Annotated in this window: 21 protein-coding genes; 18 read left to right on the top strand and 3 right to left on the bottom strand. The window is 32.7% G+C overall.

Annotated elements, in window-relative coordinates:
• Positions 1–79: 79 nt before the first annotated feature.
• The 12 genes from EAH81_RS08740 (at position 80) to uvrB (ending at position 11,577) form a co-directional block, all read left to right on the top strand.
• Entirely contained in the window at positions 80–2,464 is a 2,385-nt protein-coding gene (locus EAH81_RS08740; RefSeq protein ID WP_140505982.1) for a TonB-dependent receptor, read from the top strand.
• A gap of 35 nt (positions 2,465–2,499) precedes the next feature.
• Positions 2,500–3,321: a DUF4249 domain-containing protein gene (locus EAH81_RS08735; RefSeq protein WP_140505980.1), complete on the top strand. Its 822-nt coding sequence runs from the start codon at positions 2,500–2,502 to the stop codon at positions 3,319–3,321.
• 11 nt (positions 3,322–3,332) lie between these two features.
• Positions 3,333–3,815: a GyrI-like domain-containing protein gene (locus tag EAH81_RS08730; RefSeq protein WP_140505978.1), complete on the top strand. Its 483-nt coding sequence runs from the start codon at positions 3,333–3,335 to the stop codon at positions 3,813–3,815.
• A 34-nt stretch (positions 3,816–3,849) separates the two neighbouring features.
• Positions 3,850–4,293 carry a DinB family protein gene (locus EAH81_RS08725; protein ID WP_140505976.1) on the top strand — a complete coding sequence of 148 codons (444 nt, stop codon included), beginning with the start codon at positions 3,850–3,852 and terminating at the stop codon, positions 4,291–4,293.
• Positions 4,294–4,476: 183 nt separating this feature from the next.
• On the top strand, positions 4,477–4,932 hold the full coding sequence (locus EAH81_RS08720) for a RidA family protein (protein ID WP_140505974.1): 456 nt from the start codon (positions 4,477–4,479) through the stop codon (positions 4,930–4,932).
• A 240-nt stretch (positions 4,933–5,172) separates the two neighbouring features.
• Complete coding sequence (locus EAH81_RS08715; RefSeq protein ID WP_140505972.1) at positions 5,173–5,835, top strand: thiamine diphosphokinase; 663 nt, start codon at positions 5,173–5,175, stop codon at positions 5,833–5,835.
• Between the two features lie 253 nt (positions 5,836–6,088).
• Complete coding sequence (gene rlmF, locus EAH81_RS08710) at positions 6,089–7,039, top strand: 23S rRNA (adenine(1618)-N(6))-methyltransferase RlmF (protein WP_140505970.1); 951 nt, start codon at positions 6,089–6,091, stop codon at positions 7,037–7,039.
• A 57-nt stretch (positions 7,040–7,096) separates the two neighbouring features.
• Entirely contained in the window at positions 7,097–7,327 is a 231-nt protein-coding gene (locus EAH81_RS08705; RefSeq protein ID WP_140505968.1) for a hypothetical protein, read from the top strand.
• 252 nt (positions 7,328–7,579) lie between these two features.
• A complete protein-coding gene (locus EAH81_RS08695; protein WP_140505966.1) occupies positions 7,580–7,948 on the top strand; it encodes a DUF3800 domain-containing protein in 369 nt (122 codons plus the stop codon).
• Complete coding sequence (locus EAH81_RS08690; RefSeq protein ID WP_140505964.1) at positions 7,945–8,241, top strand: hypothetical protein; 297 nt, start codon at positions 7,945–7,947, stop codon at positions 8,239–8,241. The genes EAH81_RS08695 and EAH81_RS08690 overlap by 4 nt, the downstream gene beginning before the upstream one ends.
• Positions 8,242–8,364: 123 nt before the next feature.
• On the top strand, positions 8,365–9,309 hold the full coding sequence (locus EAH81_RS08685; protein ID WP_140505962.1) for an alpha/beta fold hydrolase: 945 nt from the start codon (positions 8,365–8,367) through the stop codon (positions 9,307–9,309).
• 276 nt (positions 9,310–9,585) lie between these two features.
• Positions 9,586–11,577: an excinuclease ABC subunit UvrB gene (uvrB, locus tag EAH81_RS08680; RefSeq protein WP_140505960.1), complete on the top strand. Its 1,992-nt coding sequence runs from the start codon at positions 9,586–9,588 to the stop codon at positions 11,575–11,577.
• Here the strand turns inward: uvrB and EAH81_RS08675 are convergent.
• The gene (locus tag EAH81_RS08675; RefSeq protein WP_140505958.1) at positions 11,574–11,975 is read right to left on the bottom strand and encodes an excinuclease ABC subunit B; all 402 of its coding nucleotides are present in this window, start codon (positions 11,973–11,975) and stop codon (positions 11,574–11,576) included. The genes uvrB and EAH81_RS08675 overlap by 4 nt on opposite strands.
• A 56-nt stretch (positions 11,976–12,031) precedes the next feature.
• On the opposite strand from EAH81_RS08675, the gene EAH81_RS08670 reads away from it, so the two are divergent.
• From EAH81_RS08670 to EAH81_RS08650, 5 genes are all read left to right on the top strand, one after another.
• On the top strand, positions 12,032–12,835 hold the full coding sequence (locus EAH81_RS08670) for an alpha/beta hydrolase (protein ID WP_140505956.1): 804 nt from the start codon (positions 12,032–12,034) through the stop codon (positions 12,833–12,835).
• A 21-nt stretch (positions 12,836–12,856) separates the two neighbouring features.
• Positions 12,857–13,867 carry a dipeptide epimerase gene (locus EAH81_RS08665; protein WP_140505954.1) on the top strand — a complete coding sequence of 337 codons (1,011 nt, stop codon included), beginning with the start codon at positions 12,857–12,859 and terminating at the stop codon, positions 13,865–13,867.
• Between the two features lie 5 nt (positions 13,868–13,872).
• On the top strand, positions 13,873–14,904 hold the full coding sequence (locus EAH81_RS08660) for an aminotransferase class I/II-fold pyridoxal phosphate-dependent enzyme (RefSeq protein ID WP_140505952.1): 1,032 nt from the start codon (positions 13,873–13,875) through the stop codon (positions 14,902–14,904).
• 220 nt (positions 14,905–15,124) lie between these two features.
• Positions 15,125–15,589 carry a DUF1456 family protein gene (locus EAH81_RS08655; protein ID WP_140505950.1) on the top strand — a complete coding sequence of 155 codons (465 nt, stop codon included), beginning with the start codon at positions 15,125–15,127 and terminating at the stop codon, positions 15,587–15,589.
• 131 nt (positions 15,590–15,720) lie between these two features.
• Entirely contained in the window at positions 15,721–16,128 is a 408-nt protein-coding gene (locus EAH81_RS08650) for a hypothetical protein (RefSeq protein ID WP_140505948.1), read from the top strand.
• 8 nt (positions 16,129–16,136) lie between these two features.
• Here the strand turns inward: EAH81_RS08650 and EAH81_RS08645 are convergent, their stop codons facing one another.
• Both EAH81_RS08645 and EAH81_RS08640 read right to left on the bottom strand, forming a co-directional pair.
• Positions 16,137–16,844, bottom strand: coding sequence for a LytR/AlgR family response regulator transcription factor (locus EAH81_RS08645; protein WP_140505946.1), 708 nt, complete (start codon positions 16,842–16,844; stop codon positions 16,137–16,139).
• 2 nt (positions 16,845–16,846) lie between these two features.
• On the bottom strand, positions 16,847–17,791 hold the full coding sequence (locus EAH81_RS08640) for a sensor histidine kinase (protein WP_241676539.1): 945 nt from the start codon (positions 17,789–17,791) through the stop codon (positions 16,847–16,849).
• 316 nt (positions 17,792–18,107) lie between these two features.
• Here EAH81_RS08640 and EAH81_RS08635 point away from each other — a divergent pair, with 316 nt between their 5' ends.
• On the top strand, positions 18,108–18,908 hold the full coding sequence (locus EAH81_RS08635; protein WP_140505942.1) for a DUF5694 domain-containing protein: 801 nt from the start codon (positions 18,108–18,110) through the stop codon (positions 18,906–18,908).
• The last annotated feature ends 200 nt before the right edge of the window (positions 18,909–19,108 follow it).

The following is a 19,108-nucleotide window of genomic DNA, read 5'->3' as shown; positions in this document are numbered from 1 at the left end:
ATTCTTAACTAATGTTTAACAAACGTTCCGTAGTTATATTTGGCAAGAATTGTTAACTATGTGTTTCAAAACCAAGACAATGATTATAAAAAAAAATGGCCTTCTTTTTATCTTCTTCTTCTTAATAACCCTAACTTCATTTTCGCAGGAAAAATTTACTTTAAGTGGTACAATAACAGATTATAAAAATAATGAAACCTTAATTGGAGTAAATGTTTATATTCCGGTTTTAAAAATTGGAACAACCACCAATGAATACGGTTTTTATTCCCTTACAGTTCCCAAAGGAGAATATGAAATCGAAATTAGTTATGTTGGCTATAAAACCATTCAGAAGATCATTCCTTTAAATCAAAATACAAAAAATAATTTTGCCATTAACGAAGGTGGCGAAGAACTTCAAGAAGTCGTAATTACGGATAACAGAAAAAAAATCAATATCAAATCGCCGGAAATGAGTACCAATAAACTTTCTATTGCTACTATCAAAAAAATGCCGGTCGTTATGGGAGAAGTCGATGTTTTGAAATCGATTTTACTGCTTCCCGGAGTTACGAATGCCGGCGAAGGCGCTTCGGGATTCAATGTTCGAGGCGGAGGAGCCGATCAAAACCTAATTTTATTAGACGAAGCAACCATCTTTAATTCCTCGCATGTTTTTGGTTTTTTCTCTGTTTTTAATCCTGATGCTATTAAGGATTTAAAATTATATAAAGGCGGAATTCCAGCGCGATATGGCGGAAGAGCTTCTTCGGTTTTAGATATTTATCAGAAAGATGGAAACAGTAAAGAATTTCATGTAAATGGAGGAATCGGACTGGTTTCAAGCCGAATTCTCGCCGAAGGACCTTTGGTAAAAGATAAAGGTTCCTTTTTAATTGGAGGAAGAGCTTCTTATGCTCATTTATTCCTAAAACTATCCGAAAAGAATAAAGATAATGCCGCTTATTTCTATGATTTAAATACCAAATTAAGCTATAAATTAAACGATAATAACAGCTTGTATTTATCCGGTTATTTTGGTCGTGATGTTTTTAGCCTGAATAAAAGTTTTACGAATACTTACGGAAATTCAACTTTAAACCTGCGTTGGAATCATTTATATTCTGATAAACTATTTGCCAATTTATCTTTGATTTACAGTGATTATTATTACGGACTTGACTTAAACTTTGTAGGCTTCAATTGGGATTCCGGAATTAAAAATTATAACATTAAATACGATTTCAAAAACTATATTTCAGATAAATTCAAATTGAATTATGGTCTTAACGGAATTTATTATGAATTTAATCCGGGAACCATTAAACCAACTGACTCTAAATCGGGAATCAATCCTGATCAATTAGACAAAAAATATGCTTTTGAACCTGCCGCTTACATCGAAGCCGAAAATCAACTTTCGAAAAAGATCACGGTTTCTTATGGATTGCGCTATAGTTTATTTTATCGTTTGGGAGCATCAACCATTAATTATTACGAAAATAACGAACCTGTGGTTTTCAATACAGACACGCAGATTTATCAAAAAGGAATTCCAACTTCGACTAAATATTACAGCCAGAATAAAGTTATTCAAAGCTATAATAATTTAGAACCAAGATTTGCAATTTCGTATCAGCTCAATGACGATCAGTCGATTAAAGCAAGTTATAATCGGATGGCGCAATATCTTCAGTTAATATCAAATACCTCATCTCCTACTCCGCTTGATGTCTGGATGCCTAGTGATAATTATATCAAACCACAAATTGCAGATCAGGTTGCATTGGGATACTTTAGAAACATTAATAATGGAGCTTATTCACTGGAGGTAGAAACTTATTATAAAAAGATTCAAAACAGACTGGACTACATTGATGGTGCCGATTTAATTGCAAATGACGCCATTGAGCAAGTAATTCTAAACGGAAGAATGCGAGCTTATGGACTGGAAATTATGCTAAAGAAAAATGAAGGCAAATTCAACGGATGGATTTCCTATACTTTGTCAAAATCACAGCAGCAAACTCCGGGAAGAACTCCTGAAGAAACAGGTATAAACAATGGTCAATGGTACAGTTCTCCTTATGACAAAACACATAATTTAGCGGTCACATCTGCCTATAATTTGAACGAAAAATGGTCTTTTGGTGCTAACTTTGCTTTACAATCCGGTCAACCGGTTACCTATCCAAACGCACAATATGAATATTTGGGAATTACAGTTCCGAGTTATGGATTACGAAACGAAAATCGATTGCCGGCTTATCACCATTTAGATGTTTCGGCAACCTTAACACCCCGAACAAATAAAGACCGAAACTGGAAAGGCGAATGGGTTTTTAGCATTTACAACTTATACAATCGCCATAATGCAGCCTCTATAAATTTCCGTCAGAATGTTGATACTGGCGCAAATGAAGCAGTACAAACATCAATTTTTGGGATTGTACCTGCAGTGAGTTATAATTTTAAATTTTAAAAACCATTTTCTTTCAAAGAAATAAAAGATACCACATGAAAAAAGCAACCTTAATAATTCTGTTTTTTACAGCATTATTCTTCACAAGTTGTGAGGAAGTTGTCGATGTAAATTTAGATACTGCACCACCAAAATTAGTAATCGAAGCCGCTATTAATTGGGAAAAAGGAACAACCGGAGCTCAGCAAACCATCAAACTAACGACTACAACAGGTTATTTTGAAAGCAAAATCCCAATCGTTTCAGGAGCAACCGTTTTTATCCGAAACAGCACAAACCAATTGTTTATTTTTAACGAAGTTCCTAAAACCGGCAGATATATATGTACAAACTTCAAACCCAAAATTGACGAACAATATACATTGACCGTAATAAATAAAGGAAATACATATACTGCAAGCGAAACCTTAAAATCAGTCGCTCCAATAACCAGAATAGAACAAAATAACGAAGGCGGAATTGCAGGAACAGATATAGAAATTAGAGCGTATTATAATGATCCGGGTGACGCAGACAATTATTATCTTTACAAATATTTATATTCCAATAAGGTAACCTCAACTTATTATGCTGACGAAGATAAGTTCTATCAGGGAAATGAATTTTTTAGTAAATCAAATGACGATGATTTAGAAATTGGAAACACTATTGAAATAACACATTATGGGATTTCAAAACAATACTATAATTACATGACTATTTTGGTCAGTATTGCCGGAAGCAACGTTGGCGGACCGTTTCAGTCGCCGCCTGCAACCGTAAAAGGAAACATCATTAATACAACAGACAAAGCAAATTATCCGTTAGGGTATTTTTCGCTTTGTGAAACCGTAACAAAAAAATACAAAATCGAATAATTAAGAAAAAAATGGAAGCCCAAATCAAAATTTTTACCGAAAAAAAACTTGTCGGTAAACACATTGACATGTCGTTTATAGAAAATAAAACTTTTCAGTTATGGAATGGTTTTATGCCTAAAAGAAAAGAAATCAAAAACGCTGTTGATTTAAATTTGTATTCGCTTGAAGTTTTTCCGGTTGGGCATTTTGATAATTTTGACCCAAATAATACATTCCAAAAATGGGCAGCAGTAGAAGTTTCAGATCTTGATCATATCCCAAAAGAAATGGAAGCTTTAATAATTCCCACTGGATTATATGCCGTGTTTGTTCATAAAGGTCCACAAAGTGAAGGACATAAAACCTATCATTCCATTTTTGTAGAGTGGCTTCCAAACTCTGATTACACAATCGACGAAAGACCACATTTTGCAGTAATGGATGAAAAATATAAAAAAGAAGATCCGGATTCTGAAGAAGAAATCTGGATTCCGATAAAAAGTAAAAACTAAAATTTTATTCCATCTAAAATAAACTCAAAACATCATGCTAATCGAAACCTTAAAATCACTTTTTGACCGGGATCTTAATAAACTGAAAGTCGAAATAGAATCATATCAAAACGAAAGTCAGATTTGGGCAATTGACAAACAAGTTTCCAATTCAGCCGGAAATCTTTGTTTACATCTTATTGGAAACATTAATCATTTCATTGGAAATCAAATTGGCAAAACTGATTATGTTCGTGATCGTCCATTAGAATTTTCCCTGAAAAATATCCCAAAAGCCGAATTAATCGCTAAAATAGAAGACACCATTTTGGTCGTTGATAAAACACTTGATACAGTAACACATGAAGATTTAGAAAAAATTTATCCGTTAATCGTTTTTGAAAAAGAAATGACAACAGGCTTTTTTCTGGTACATCTTTCAACACATTTAGCCTATCATTTGGGACAAATCAATTACCACAGAAGATTGTTGGATTAAATAGTTTTCAGTCGCAGTTTACAGTTTTCAGTCGCAGTTTTCAGTCTCACTTTACCGCAAACTGAGACTGAAAACTGCGACTGAAAACTGTAAACTGTAAACTGAAAAAACCTCAACATATGTAAATGTTTAAGAATTAGAATTAGGCAACCTTTGCCACTAATTAATTCAAAATTCTAAGACATGAAACACTTACTTTTTACCCTATTTTCACTTTGTGCATTTACTGCAAAAGCTCAAACTTTTAAAAATCCGCAATCTTTATTCGATCCAACACCTTATGGTTTTAGCCATTCCTCGTCTGTTTCGACACCCGGAGAACTTGTTTACATTTCCGGACAAAGCGGCGGATTAGGAAAAGATCATATATTAAGCAACAGCTTTAGAGAACAAACACAAGTAGCTTTGCAAAACATTGTAACAGTTCTTGGCAGTTATAATCTAAAACCGGAAAATGTCATGAAACTTACGATTCTTATCGTAGATCATTCCGCTGAAAAGCTAAAAATATGGAACGAAGAAATTACTAAAGTCTGGAAAAATAAACCTTTCCCCGCAAGCACCTTAATTCCGGTTCCCAAATTAGCCATCGACGGAATGTTAATCGAAGTAGACGCTGTCGCTTTTAAAGCAGAATAAAATATTTCACCATTAAGATATTAAGTTTCATTAAGAATAAGACTCAATATCTTAATGGCAAAACAAAGACATTAAGAATAAATCCTTTTAATCTTAATAATCTCTGGCAAAAAAAAAGCATAAAACTTAATTTTTCTTAATCTCTTAATGGTAAAAAAAATATAAAATCTATCCCGAAACTTCGGGACTACAATTCTTTCCTTTCGTACCTTTGCAGCACATTTCAAATCAAAAATCTAAATGTCTTCACACCATATTGTACGCGACGATCAGGAACCAGCTTTAATTATTGCCAACGGAGCAGCCTGTAATCCCGAATTATTAGGACAATTATTAGAATGGTCACCACTAGTAATTGTACTCGATTCAGCCATCGAAAGAGTGATAGAATTAGACATAAAAATCGATGTCCTTTTAGGAGATTTTGATCGCGGCTTTGATCCCGAAATTTACAAAACATCACAATATCCTATAGAAATTGTCCATACGCCGAACCAAGATAAAACCGATCTGGAAAAAGCCTTCGATTATTTAATCGAACGAAAAATCCCAGCCGTAAACGTCGTTTGGGCAACAGGAAAACGTGCAGATCATACCATTACAAACCTGACCAATATTGTACGTTATCGTAATTTGCTTAAAATCGTAATTCTCGACGATCACTCAAAGATATTTTTATTACCCAATAAATTCGAAAAATGGTATACGGCAAAAACGCCAATTTCCCTGATTCCGATTGGAGTCGTAAACGGAATTAATTCCACTAATTTACTCTACCCTTTAAAAGAGGATACTTTAACGATTGGCTATCGAACCGGAAGCAGCAATTCTGTCCTTCAGGATGGTTTGGTTAGCATCACGCATACGGACGGTGATTTATTGTTAATGGAATGCATGGATTAAAAAGATTTTTGGTTCACGCAGATTTTACAGATTATAGCAGATTTAACTTGGATAATCATCTGCGCGTATCATCTTAAATCTTTTTAAAATCTGCGAGAAAAAATTAGCGCATAGAAACATCGTTTATAAATCTATAAAAAACTCTGTTTCTCTGTATTTAAATTCGCATTTGGAATTTGCAATTTTAACATTGGAATTTTAAACAGACAGACACTAAGAAAGGAATGACTATCTTTGCACGGAAATTTACAAAATGAAAGAAATAGACAATTCCGAAAAAACAAATTTGCATCCTCGAAATCTACACCGTTCCCGTTATGATTTCGAACTTCTTATTGCAAATTGTCCAGAATTAAAATCGCAGGTTGCTATAAATGTTCACGGAATTGAAACTATTGATTTCAGCAATCCTGTTTCAGTAAAATTGCTTAACAAAGCATTATTACGAACCTACTACGACATTAAAAACTGGGATATTCCTAAAAATTATCTTTGCCCGCCAATTCCCGGAAGAGCAGATTACATTCATTATCTAGCCGATTTATTATCCGAAACCAACAACGGTTTTATTCCTCAGGGATCGGCTGTTTTAGGTCTGGATGTAGGAACAGGCGCAAACCTTATTTATCCAATTTTAGGAAATGCGGTTTACGACTGGAATTTTGTAGGTACAGATATTGACGAAAAAGCAATCGAAAATTGCAGTAAAATTATCGAAGCCAATCCGAAATTAATTGACGCCATAAGTTTGCAGCAACAAACAGAATCGCGCTTTATTTTCAAGAATATCATCACGCCCGAAGATCGTTTTACTTTTACGATGTGTAATCCACCGTTTCATTCTTCTGCCGAAGATGCCAATCAAAGTACCGTGCGTAAAGTTTCTAACTTAAATCCTAAAGAAAAGAAAAAACTGGATCCGGTTTTAAATTTTGGCGGTCACAATGCCGAATTATGGTGCGAAGGAGGTGAAATTGGTTTTGTAACCCAAATGATTTATGAAAGCGCAAAATTTGCCATGCAATGTTTATGGTTCACGACTTTAGTCTCAAAAAGAGAAAACTTATCGAGCATCTATAAAACATTAAATAAAGTAAATGCAGCCTCAATCAAAACAATCGATATGGCTCAAGGCCAAAAAACAAGCCGCATTGTAGCATGGACTTTTTTGAGTGAGAGTCAGCAAAAATCTTGGAAACTTTAAGAATCATAATTCTATTTTTTTAGTTTTCTTTCGTAACTTCGGGTAAATTATAGTCTTATGAACACTATTGAGCTAAGAAACATTTTGATTTCTGAAATTTCACAAATCGATGATGATACATTTTTGTCAGCATTAAAGACCATTTTAGATAGCCGCAGTACTTCTTCAAAAAGTTATTCGCAACAATATAACGATGAATTAAAAGTTGCCGAAGAAGATATTCAAAGCGGTAATTTTTATTCTCATAGTGAAGTTAAGGATAAAATTGAGGAATGGAAAAAGAAATAATCTGGTCAAACACTGCACAGAATCAGCTTGAAAAAATTTATTTCCATTTATTTAAAGAAACAAATATTTCTTACAAATTTATCACATCCCATTTTTTATTGTATATTGCATTATATAAATAGGTAATTCCTGATTCAACGTGGCGGTGAAACATCTACCATAAATGTATTGTTAATACATCGTTTTCAGGGTCTATTTTTAAAAAATACCAAAGGGCTTTCTTAAGCCCTTTTTTTTGTGCCTTTATTTTAGATGATGAAAATATATATTGACGAAAGCGGTGATTTAGGATGGAAACTTGATAAACCAAACAGACATGGCGGCTCAAGTAGATTTATCACAATTACTGGAATTATTATTTCTAAAGATGAAGAAAAGTATATCTCTCGTTTTATTTCTGATATCTATAAAAAATATAATCTAACTCCAAATATTGAAAAAAAAGGCGCCAATTTCATATCTGAACATTCATCGTTTATAACTTCTCAACTAACAAACAAAATAATCAATAAAAGCGATTCATTTAAGATTATTTCCATTACCGTAAATAAATCAAAAGTCTTTGAGTCATTAAGAAAAGACAAAACATATTTTATAATTATGTTCTTGGTCTGTTATTGAAACCTGAAATCACTCAACTTGATAATGCTGAAATAGTATTAGACAAAAGAACGATAAAAGTTAGCCATGGCGAAAGTTTCCCTGACTATAAAAAAATAGAAATTTGGGGTCAAGGAATTGATATGGATATTTCTTGCGAATTTTTAGAGAGCACTAATAATAAAATGATTTGGTTTGCAGACTGGTATGCCAATTTTATTTGGAGGAATCATGAAGACAACGAATCTAGTTCCTATAATATTTTAATCGAATTGCCAAAAAATAGATTTTTAGAAAAAAAACTTTTCTTCTAGAAGAAATTTAAAAGATACTCTTTTAAACATATTGTTTCCGGCATTATAATTCTGATACTTTAAACCAAAATTCTGATACTTTATCTGTCCTATTCTCATTATCTTTAAAGTAAATTGAATTTCATGATAAAGCCAAAAATATTACTTAGAATTCTACTATTCCTTTTACTTGCAAGTTGTGCTTCTTCTAAAAAAGCAAAATTTGAAGATTACGTTTTTAAAACAAAAGCCGAAAAGCAAACTTATATCAATTCCTACAACAAAGCTTTAAAACTTTGGGATATTCCTTATTCAGAAGAAAATATAAAAACCAGTTTTGGAACGGCGCATATTATAATGGCAGGACCAAAAAACGGAAAAGATTTGGTTCTCCTCCACGGAATGGACGCCAGCTCAACAATGTGGTATCCAAACATTAAAGTTTTAGCCAAAAATCATCGTATTTATGCCATCGATTTTATAATGGAACCTAACAAATCAACGTTAACAGCAAAACCACTTTCATCAGACGAAATAGTGATTTACTACAACGAAATCTTTGCACAGTACAAATTAAAGAAATTTGATATTGTCGCAGCTTCACGTGGTGGCTGGATTGCAGCTTTATTAGCAACTCAAAAAACAAACTCCATTGATAAATTAGTTTTATTAAGCCCAGCCCAAACTTTTAAATTTATAGACAAAGTAGGAAAAACAACTTCTGCTTTAATGCTAAAACTATTTCCAAGTGAAAAGAAATTCGGAAAAACATTAGTAACCTTCTCAACTCATCCCGAAAAAATTAGTCCAATTTATAAAAGGCAGTTTTACCTCGCCAATAAATATGCAAAGTCAAATTCAAGCATGCTTAAAATGACACCCTTTTCAGATGATGAATTAAAATCAATTACCAATCCCGTTTTGGTTTTAATAGGTGATCATGATGTCATCAATTCTGAAGAAAGTCTGGAACGTGCTCAAAAATATTTACCAAATTGCAAAACAAAAATAGTGAAGGATGCAGGGCATTTTTTATCCATTGATCAATCTAAAATTGTTAACGATGCTATGATTGATTTTTTAGAATAATTGACAATGGCGAACAAATATCTCGCAAAATCGCAGAGATTTTGTCATTTCGACGGAGGAGAAATCACACGAGAAGTTCCGTTCCTAAAGTCACCAATCTTTGTCGAATTCCGTGTGTGATTTCTCCTCCGTCGAGAAATGACAAGAATGTGTTTAAGCATAGGGACTTTACGAGATTAATTTAAAATCCGCGAAATTCGTGGCAAACCTTTTTTATCTTTTTTATAGAATTCAAACTTTGTATCTTTACAAAACTAATCTTTTCATCACTCAAAAATGAATTTCCAAGTATCCTCAGAATATAGTCCAAAAGGTGATCAGCCACAAGCTATTGAAAAACTTTCGCAAGGAATTGTAGACGGCGAAAAATACCAGACATTATTAGGAGTTACCGGATCCGGAAAAACATTTACTGTTGCAAACGTTATTCAGGAAGTTCAAAAACCAACTTTAGTTTTGGCTCACAACAAAACTTTGGCGGCGCAATTATATTCGGAATTCAAACAGTTTTTCCCGAATAACGCCGTTGAATATTTCGTTTCATACTATGATTATTATCAACCGGAAGCTTTTATGCCTGTAACAGGAGTTTTTATTGAAAAAGATTTATCTATCAATGAAGAACTCGAAAAGATGCGTTTAAGTACCACATCCTCCCTACTTTCCGGGCGAAGAGATATCTTGGTTGTCGCATCTGTTTCTTGTTTATATGGTATTGGAAATCCAGTTGAGTTTCAGAAAAACGTTATTGAAATAGCAAGAGATCAGGTCATTTCCAGAACAAAATTATTACACAGCTTAGTACAAAGTTTATACGCCAGAACCGAAGCCGACTTTACACCCGGAACATTCAGAATCAAAGGCGATACAGTCGAAGTTTATCCAAGTTATGCCGATGATGCTTTTAGAATTCACTTTTTTGGCGATGAAATCGAAGAAATAGAATCTTTTGATGCCAAAACATCACAAGTAATAGAAAAATTCAAGCGATTGACAATTTATCCCGCCAATATGTTTGTGACTTCTCCGGATGTACTACAAGGTGCAATTTGGGAAATTCAGCAGGATTTAGTCAAACAAGTTGATTATTTTAAAGAAATAGGAAAACACCTCGAAGCAAAACGTTTAGAGGAAAGAACCAATTTCGATCTAGAAATGATTCGGGAATTAGGATATTGCTCCGGAATTGAAAACTATTCAAGATATCTTGACGGAAGAGAAGCCGGCACAAGACCTTTCTGTTTATTAGATTATTTCCCTAGCGATTATTTGATGGTTGTCGACGAAAGTCACGTTACGGTATCGCAAGTGCATGCCATGTATGGAGGCGATCGAAGCCGAAAAGAAAATTTGGTAGAATATGGTTTCCGTTTACCAGCTGCAATGGACAACAGACCTTTGAAGTTTGAGGAATTCGAAGCCATGCAAAACCAAGTCATTTATGTATCTGCAACTCCCGCCGATTATGAATTGCAAAAAACAGACGGTATTTATGTCGAGCAAGTAATTCGTCCAACAGGATTATTAGACCCAATTATAGAAATCAGACCAAGCTTGAATCAGATTGATGATTTAATCGAAGAGATTCATGTACGTTGCGAATTGGACGAAAGAGTTTTGGTAACTACTTTAACCAAAAGAATGGCGGAAGAATTAGCCAAATATCTGACTAAAGTAAATATTCGTTGTCGCTACATTCACTCCGATGTTGATACGCTGGAACGTATCGAAATCATGCAGGATTTACGAAAAGGTATTTTTGATGTTTTAATTGGGGTAAATTTACTTCGTGAGGGTCTGGATTTACCGGAAGTTTCACTTGTTGCAATTCTAGATGCCGATAAAGAAGGATTTTTGAGAAGTCACAGATCTCTAACGCAAACCATTGGTCGTGCGGCAAGAAATCTAAATGGAAAAGCAATTATGTATGCCGATAAAATTACGGCAAGTATGCAAAAAACAATCGACGAAACAACTTATCGAAGAACAAAACAGATCAACTATAATACGGAACACGGAATTACGCCTCAGGCTTTAAACAAAAAAATCGATAGTGCTTTTACTAAAAACAAATTGGTAGAATACGAATTAGGACATACCTTGTCTATGGCTGCAGAACCAGAAACGGCTTATTTATCGAAAGGTGAATTGGAAAAAATGATTCGCGAGAAACGTAAATCAATGGAAAAAGCAGCTAAAGAACTGGACTTTTTACAAGCAGCAAAATTACGTGATGATATTAAAAAACTTCAGGAACAATTGCCTTAATTGTGTTGTTCCTGAAAAACTCTCAGTAAAACTTTAGGATCAATCATGGCATTTGGTGCTTTTTTCATTAAATCTAAAACACGTTTTACAGCGCTTGGATTTAATCCCATTTCGATTGCAATTTGTTGGATTGCCGTTGCTTCTTTTTCGTGCAAAACACCATCGCAATACATAATCAAAGCTAATCTGTAGAATTGCTGAATACGCTGAAATTCTGATTTTATAATGATAATTTGATCTTCCTGATGAAATAAATCTTTAAAAACAGCTAATTCTATATTTAGTTCCTGAGCCACAAGCCATATAAAATCGTATTCTCTTTTATGCAGTTTGCCGTCAACGGTAGAAAAAGCAATCATTTCTAAAAGTAAACTTCTCTTTTCTGTTTCGGTATTCATCAATTTATTATTTTTAGCTAAATTATTGTTTTTAAATCTAAAACGCAAAAGAACTCATGATTCGAGTATTCTTACTTTCTATTTTTCTTTGGATGACTTTTGTTGGAAATGCACAGCAAAGTACAGCTTCAAAAAATGTGTCTACTTTTTCTATTGAAGCACCTCAATTGACCACGACCAAAAAGATCTGGATTTATCTCCCTGAAAATTATTCGGTTTCAGCCAAAAAAAATTACAGCGTTATTTATATGCAGGATGCTCAAAATTTATTTGATGCCAAAACTTCTTATGTTGGAGAATGGAATGTCGACGAAAAACTGGACAGCCTTAAAGCCCAAGTAATTGTGGTAGGAATCGAACACGGAAACGACAAACGTATAGACGAATTAACACCTTATAAAAATGAAAAATACGGTGGTGGAAATGCTGATAATTATGTAGATTTTATTGTAAAAACACTAAAACCTTATATCGATAAAAACTACAGAACCAAACCTAAGGCCAAAAACACAATTATAATAGGAAGTTCTCTTGGCGGATTAGTTTCGTATTATGCGGCATTAAAATATCCGGATGTTTTCGGGAAAGTTGGTGCTTTCTCCCCTTCTTTTTGGTTTTCAAACGAAATTTATACTTTGACAGAACAAGCGCCTAAAATCAAAACAAAGATTTATTTTTTATGCGGAGATAAAGAAAGTGATGATATGGTAAAAGATATGACCAAAATGGAACATTTATTAGATACCAAACGTTGTTATTGTTTACATCTTACTAAATCTAAAATTGTAAAAGACGGTGAGCATAACGAAAAACTTTGGAGGGATGGTTTTGTAAAAGCAGTGCTTTGGCTGGGTTATTAATTAAAAAAAATCAGAAACATTATGGAACTTATTTTAAGAGAATACAATCTAAAACTAAAACATACTTTTACTATTTCAAGGGAATCGATTGATTTTCAGCCTTCCTTAATTGTTGAGCTTAAAAGTGATGGGTTTTCCGGTTTTGGAGAAGCAACTTCAAATCCGTATTATAAAACTACGGTTCCAATGATGATGCAGGATTTAGAAGAAATCAGACACATTATTGAACCGACAGAAAATGAAACTCCTGATGAATTCTGGGCAAAAATGCATCCGTATCTCAAAGATGATATGTTTGCTTTGTGCGCTTTAGATTTAGCGTATAATGATTTGTATGCGCGCAAAAAAGGCAAGAAATTATACGAGTTGTGGAATTACACAATCGAAAAAAATCCGCTTACAGATTATACGATTGGGATTGCTTCTATAGATAAAATGGTTTCTAAAATGCAGGAACTTCCCTGGCCTATTTATAAAATTAAACTTGGTACTAAAGAAGATATTGCAATTGTAAAAGAACTTCGAAAACACACTAATGCCATTTTTAGAATAGATGCTAATTGTGGTTGGGGTGTTGAAGAAACTATAAATAATGCCATTGAATTAAAGAAATTAGGCGTAGAATTTCTGGAACAGCCCATGAAAGCTGATAATTGGGAAGCACACAAAGAAGTTTTCAAACATTCGGTTTTACCTATAATCGCTGACGAAAGCTGTATCATTGAAGAAGATGTAGCAAAATGCCACAATCATTTTCATGGTGTAAATGTAAAATTGGTAAAATGCGGCGGATTAACTCCCGGAAAACGCATGATTGAAGAAGCTAAAAAACTAGGTTTAAAAACAATGGTGGGATGTATGACAGAATCTACTGTTGGAATTTCGGCAATTGCGCATTTACTCCCACAATTAGATTATGTCGATATGGATGGCGCATTGCTTTTAGCGCAGGATATTGCAACTGGCGTGACAATAAAAAATGGTGTTATCCATTATTCTGATCTTAACGGAACCGGAGTTACTTTAATCTAAACCTTATGAATGTTAATCAATTTCCGGATCGAATTATCGAAATCGACCAAGAACAATATTTGTATTTTGGCGGAACAGCTTATTTGGGATTACCAGCAAACAAGGCTTTTCAGGAATTGGTTATAAAAAACATTCAGCAATGGGGAACTACTTACGGAAGTTCAAGAAGTGCCAACATTAAACTTACTGCTTTTAAAAACGGCGAAACTTTTCTAGCCAAACACATAAAAGCAGAAAGCGCCGTTACCGTTTCTTCAGGAATGCTGGCGGGAAAATTAGTCATGGATGAATTGAAAAAACAAACAGATTCTTTCTTTCATTTTCCAGATAATCATCCTGCCATTCAAGTAGATAATAGTTTACCTGTGTTTATAAATAAGAAAATAAACCCACGATTATTAGATTCTAAATCAGAGAAAATTACAATTCTCACAGATGCCGTTACAGGCTTTCAAACTCAGGCAATTGATTTATCTGTAATTAATGAAATTCCGAATCAGAAAGAAATTACTTTAGTGATCGATGAATCACATTCTCTTGGGATTTTAGGTAAAAATGGCTGCGGAATTTATTCGGAAATCAATCTTCCTGTCAAAAGAACAATCATGGTTTCTTCTTTAGGAAAGGCTTTTGGATTAACTGGTGGAGTTATTATAAGTGATACTTCATTTATCAATCAAATGCATCATTTAAGCACTTTTGTATCCGCAGCAGGAATGAATCCTGCTTTTGTGCAAACATTAGCCGATGCTGAAGATATTTATCAAATTCAGCATCAAAAACTGCTTGAGAATCTAAATTATATTGATACTATATTATTCAAAAATGACGCTGTTAAATTTGACAAAACGTATCCTTTAATTTATTTGAAAGATGGCAATCTTATCGAAATCTTGAAAGCTAATAAAATCATTATTGCCAGTTTTAAATATCAGGAAAACGCAGACAATCTAAACCGAATCGTAATAACTGCAAATCATCTTATTGAAGATTTAGATAAATTGATAAACATCATAAACGAATATAATTCTAACTAAAAAGTAAAAAAGTTAGCCACAAATTTCACAAATTTTCACAAATTACAGTGCGATAAAAATTTAATCTGTTTCGTACAGATTCGTGAATTCGTGGCGAAAAAAAATTAAACACAATACAATTAGTGAAAATTCGTGAAATTCGTGGCAAAAAACCTTTCGCTCACTTCAATAAATTGTAATCAAATTAGTTTTAAAACGTACCTTTGTAAAAAATTAAACGATGACGAACAACGATATCCTAAAAAAACTTCGCGTGGCTTTGATGCTTCGTGACGACCAAATAGTTGAAATTTTAGAATTAGTAGATTTTAGAATTACAAAATCAGAATTGGGAGCTTTTTTTAGAGCCGAAGATCATGAGAATTACATGGAATGTGGTGATCAGGTTTTGCGTAATTTCTTAAACGGATTGGTAATTCACTTAAGAGGAACGAAAGAAAATCCTAAGAACCCAAATGACGTTTTAGCCAAACATAAAGCTGAAATTCCTAAGAAAGACAGCACAAAAGAAAGACCCGAATTTAAAGCAAGTGCCAAAGATGCTGAAAAAGGACGAGGCGATAAAGCACCTTCTAAAACTGGTCCTGCTGCTAAAAAACCTTTCAAGAAAAATAACACTAAAACTGCACCTAAAGTTCAGGTTGTAGAAAAAGTGATTTACAAAAACGGTAAGAATAAGAAATAGTACATATAATATTGTGTTAGACGCACTGCTGTGCGCCTCTACGATATACATCATTTCATAAAAAACCATTCGCAAAACGAATGGTTTTTTTTATACTTTTATCTCAAATTTAAATCAGAAAAAATCTAATTATGAAACAATTACTTTTCATCACTCTCTTCTTTTTGTCCATAAATGCAAAAAGTCAAACTGCTATAAAAGATCAAATTATTGGAAACTGGAAAGTTGAGAATATAATTGTAAAATCTACTAATAATGAGATGAAAGAACTTTCGAAAGCCTTTAAAAATTCTATTTTTTCATTCAAAAAAAATCAAGATTTTAATTTCACCGCAAATCAAAAAACTCAACTAACATCCATGTTTGAACAAATGTTACAAAATCAAAAATGGATCTTTGATGAAAAAAGAAAAATCATTAAAATTGGCACAGTCAAAAGTGGTTACAATATAATGGACATAACTGCAAAGATTGAAAACAACAAGGCTTACTTTAATTTTGACGAAACAGAATTAAATCTCGAATTAATAAAAATATAAAGTTTTATCTATATTTTATTCTGATCAATACGTTCAAAGAAAGCATCTTTAAAAGTTGCTCCAATTGGTAATTCTTTCGCATTTATAAAAACCGAAAAACTATCTGTTGATTCGATTTGTTTTAAAGCAATTACATAAGATTTATGTATTTGGATAAAATCTTTTTCAGGCAATGATTCAATTACATTTTTTAAAGAAGAATGCGTAATAATCTGCTGTTTTAAAGTATGAATACAAACATAATTCTGAAGACTTTCTACGTACAGAATCTCATCCAAAAACAACTTCTGGAACTTGTTTTTACCATCTGTTTTAACGAATATAAAATCGGACGAATTATCATTTGATGAAATCTCTGTTTTGGGTTCAGATTTTAATTTAGAAACCGCCTGATAAAAACGTTCAAACGAAATTGGTTTAAGTAAATAATCGATCGCATTCAACTCAAAACCTTCTAATGCAAAATCAGGATAAGCAGTTGTAAAAATGACTTTTATATCTTTCGAAATAATCTTTGAAAGCTGTAAACCTGTTAATTGCGGCATTTGAATGTCTAAAAAAATCACATCAACATTTTGTGTATTTAAAAATTCTAATGCTTTTAGTGCATCATTAAAAATACCTGTGTTTTCCAGAAAAGATACTTTCCCTATATAATTTTCTAAAATGCGTGTTGCAGGCGGTTCATCATCAACAATGATACATTTAAAGTTCATAATTATTTTTTTAAGGAAATTTTCAAGTACGTTTTAAAGGTATTATTTTCCGCTGTTTTTTCAAGTGTAAATTTATCTTTATAGATATATTCTAAGCGTTTGGTCAAATTCTCAAAACCAATTCCGGTAGAGGAGTAATTCTCTCCTTCAACAGTAAAATTGAAAGTAGTAATTTCTAAAAAATCATCTTTAATATTTATTGTGATAACTGCTTTTTTATCCGCTTTATTCAATTTTCCATGTTTAAAAACATTCTCTATAAAGTGAATTAAAACTGAAGAAAGAATACTCTCAGAACCATAATTTCCTTCAATTACAAAATCTAAGTAAAGCTGATCTTCAAACCTTTTTTTCTGTAAATGAATATAGTTTTGAATAAATTGAATTTCTTTTGAAAGAAGCACTTCATCTTTGTCTGTTTCTGTAATTACATAACGAAGCAAATCCGATAATACTAAAATATCTGAAGCCATTTCATCATCTTTCAAAATCAATTGGCTATAGAATGAATTTAAAGTATTGAATAAAAAATGCGGACTAACCTGAGATTTCAGCATTTGAAAATGTGCTTTTTTATTCTCCAAAAGTAATTCCTGATTTTGATGCTGTGAGCTCTGAAACTGCCAGAACAAATAACTTAAAGCACTTAAAATTATGGCCGGTAATCCGAAGAAAAAATTATCACTAATATAGTATTCCATTTTACGGCTTTTCTCAGCGTAATTATGAATTCCAGTGAGTTCAAACACTACAACTTCCTGTAAAAAATAGCGTACTGCTGCAAAAATTAGTAAGGAAACAGGAATACTTATAACATAAAATAAAAATCTCTTTTTATTTAAAAACCAATCGCAGAATGTATAAAAATTTAAAAGATAAACGATGAAAATGGATGCAACAAAACTTGCATTAAACATGAAATAAATGGTGCTAAAAATGAATTCCATTTTTCGATTGTTCACCCCAATATCCCAAAGATAAAAAGTTATAAATAGCCCTAGAAAAAGGATGATATGATAATAGAAAGGGATTTTTGGCTTCATAATGATGTTCTTGTTACTTCAAAAATACAACTATGACTTTACATGAATACCATATTTATACAAAACCACTATTTTCTGTGATGAACCATCAAAAACAGTACACGAAATTTTTTAGCGGCAAATTTTGAACGTTTGTGATTTGGAATTTAGTGTTCATCAAAAACAAAAAATTCAGCTGAAAGGCTTCTCTACTTTTGTCCTGAATTTAAAACAAATCCACATGAACAAAATTGTATTATTATCCTTAATTTTTGCATTCAATTTTATAAATGCACAACCTAAAAAGAAACAAATTTTACTACTTGGATCTTTCCATTTTGAAAATCCGGGACTTGATGTTGCCAAAGTAAATACCTTTAATGTAATGTCAGACAAAAGCCAGAAAGAGCTGGAAAACATTGCAAATAAAATTAAAAAGTTTGGTCCTGATAAAATTTTCATTGAATGGAATTATGAAAAACAAGATAAAATTGATAAATTCTACGCCAAAAATACCGATAGTTTATTACAAAAAGATGCTGACGAAATAGTCCAGATAGCAGTAAGATCAGCTAAGAAATTAGGTCATAAAAGGCTATACGGAATTGATTATAACGGTGCGGATTTTCCGTATGATAGTTTGGTAAAAGGAATGAAAGAAGCTGGTCAATTAGATTTAATAAAAAAGAATGAGGAGACTATGAAGCATTATGAAACAGATTTCAACACAAAAATTACAAAGTATTCTTTAACAGAACTTCTTTTAGATATTAATACAAAAGCATCAAATGGCGGCAATCTCCAGTGGTATCTTGAAACTGCCATTAAAGGCGGGAAAAAAGATAATTTTGTTGGTGCATTTTTAGTTTCGGAATGGTACAGACGAAATCTTTATATGTATGCTTTAATTCAGAAACTAACAGAAAGTAAAGACGATAAAATAATGGTTTTACTGGGAGCGGGACATACGGCAATGATTAGAGAATTTGTCAAACATAATCCAGAATTTGAAATTGTAGAACTGGCAACGGTTTTGAAATAATCTAACTGTAGAGGATTTAACCGAAGAATTTTTAACGCAAAGTTCGCAGAGGTTTACGCAAAGTTCACGAAGTTTTTGTTTGAGCCAAAATTTCATTATAAAGTTCGCAAAGCTATATTGATAAAGCTTTGCGAACTTTGCGTTTATATAGAATCTTGTAAGTATAAAAACTTTGCGAACTCTGTGTTAAAAATTCTTTC

Source organism: Flavobacterium pectinovorum (genome assembly GCF_006438875.1).
Taxonomy (GTDB): Bacteria; Bacteroidota; Bacteroidia; order Flavobacteriales; family Flavobacteriaceae; genus Flavobacterium; species Flavobacterium pectinovorum_A.
Note: the sequence above shows the minus strand (reverse complement) of the source record. Positions and strands in the feature narration are given on the sequence as shown.

Coding starts and splice junctions, on each gene's coding strand:
- EAH81_RS08740 (WP_140505982.1), top strand. CDS start 80: ATGATTATAAAAAAAAATGGCCTTCTTTTTATCTTCTTCTTCTTAATA.
- EAH81_RS08735 (WP_140505980.1), top strand. CDS start 2,500: ATGAAAAAAGCAACCTTAATAATTCTGTTTTTTACAGCATTATTCTTC.
- EAH81_RS08730 (WP_140505978.1), top strand. CDS start 3,333: ATGGAAGCCCAAATCAAAATTTTTACCGAAAAAAAACTTGTCGGTAAA.
- EAH81_RS08725 (WP_140505976.1), top strand. CDS start 3,850: ATGCTAATCGAAACCTTAAAATCACTTTTTGACCGGGATCTTAATAAA.
- EAH81_RS08720 (WP_140505974.1), top strand. CDS start 4,477: ATGAAACACTTACTTTTTACCCTATTTTCACTTTGTGCATTTACTGCA.
- EAH81_RS08715 (WP_140505972.1), top strand. CDS start 5,173: ATGTCTTCACACCATATTGTACGCGACGATCAGGAACCAGCTTTAATT.
- rlmF (WP_140505970.1), top strand. CDS start 6,089: ATGAAAGAAATAGACAATTCCGAAAAAACAAATTTGCATCCTCGAAAT.
- EAH81_RS08705 (WP_140505968.1), top strand. CDS start 7,097: ATGAACACTATTGAGCTAAGAAACATTTTGATTTCTGAAATTTCACAA.
- EAH81_RS08695 (WP_140505966.1), top strand. CDS start 7,580: ATGATGAAAATATATATTGACGAAAGCGGTGATTTAGGATGGAAACTT.
- EAH81_RS08685 (WP_140505962.1), top strand. CDS start 8,365: ATGATAAAGCCAAAAATATTACTTAGAATTCTACTATTCCTTTTACTT.
- uvrB (WP_140505960.1), top strand. CDS start 9,586: ATGAATTTCCAAGTATCCTCAGAATATAGTCCAAAAGGTGATCAGCCA.
- EAH81_RS08675 (WP_140505958.1), bottom strand. CDS start 11,975: ATGAATACCGAAACAGAAAAGAGAAGTTTACTTTTAGAAATGATTGCT.
- EAH81_RS08670 (WP_140505956.1), top strand. CDS start 12,032: ATGATTCGAGTATTCTTACTTTCTATTTTTCTTTGGATGACTTTTGTT.
- EAH81_RS08665 (WP_140505954.1), top strand. CDS start 12,857: ATGGAACTTATTTTAAGAGAATACAATCTAAAACTAAAACATACTTTT.
- EAH81_RS08660 (WP_140505952.1), top strand. CDS start 13,873: ATGAATGTTAATCAATTTCCGGATCGAATTATCGAAATCGACCAAGAA.
- EAH81_RS08655 (WP_140505950.1), top strand. CDS start 15,125: ATGACGAACAACGATATCCTAAAAAAACTTCGCGTGGCTTTGATGCTT.
- EAH81_RS08650 (WP_140505948.1), top strand. CDS start 15,721: ATGAAACAATTACTTTTCATCACTCTCTTCTTTTTGTCCATAAATGCA.
- EAH81_RS08645 (WP_140505946.1), bottom strand. CDS start 16,844: ATGAACTTTAAATGTATCATTGTTGATGATGAACCGCCTGCAACACGC.
- EAH81_RS08640 (WP_241676539.1), bottom strand. CDS start 17,791: ATGGAATTCATTTTTAGCACCATTTATTTCATGTTTAATGCAAGTTTT.
- EAH81_RS08635 (WP_140505942.1), top strand. CDS start 18,108: ATGAACAAAATTGTATTATTATCCTTAATTTTTGCATTCAATTTTATA.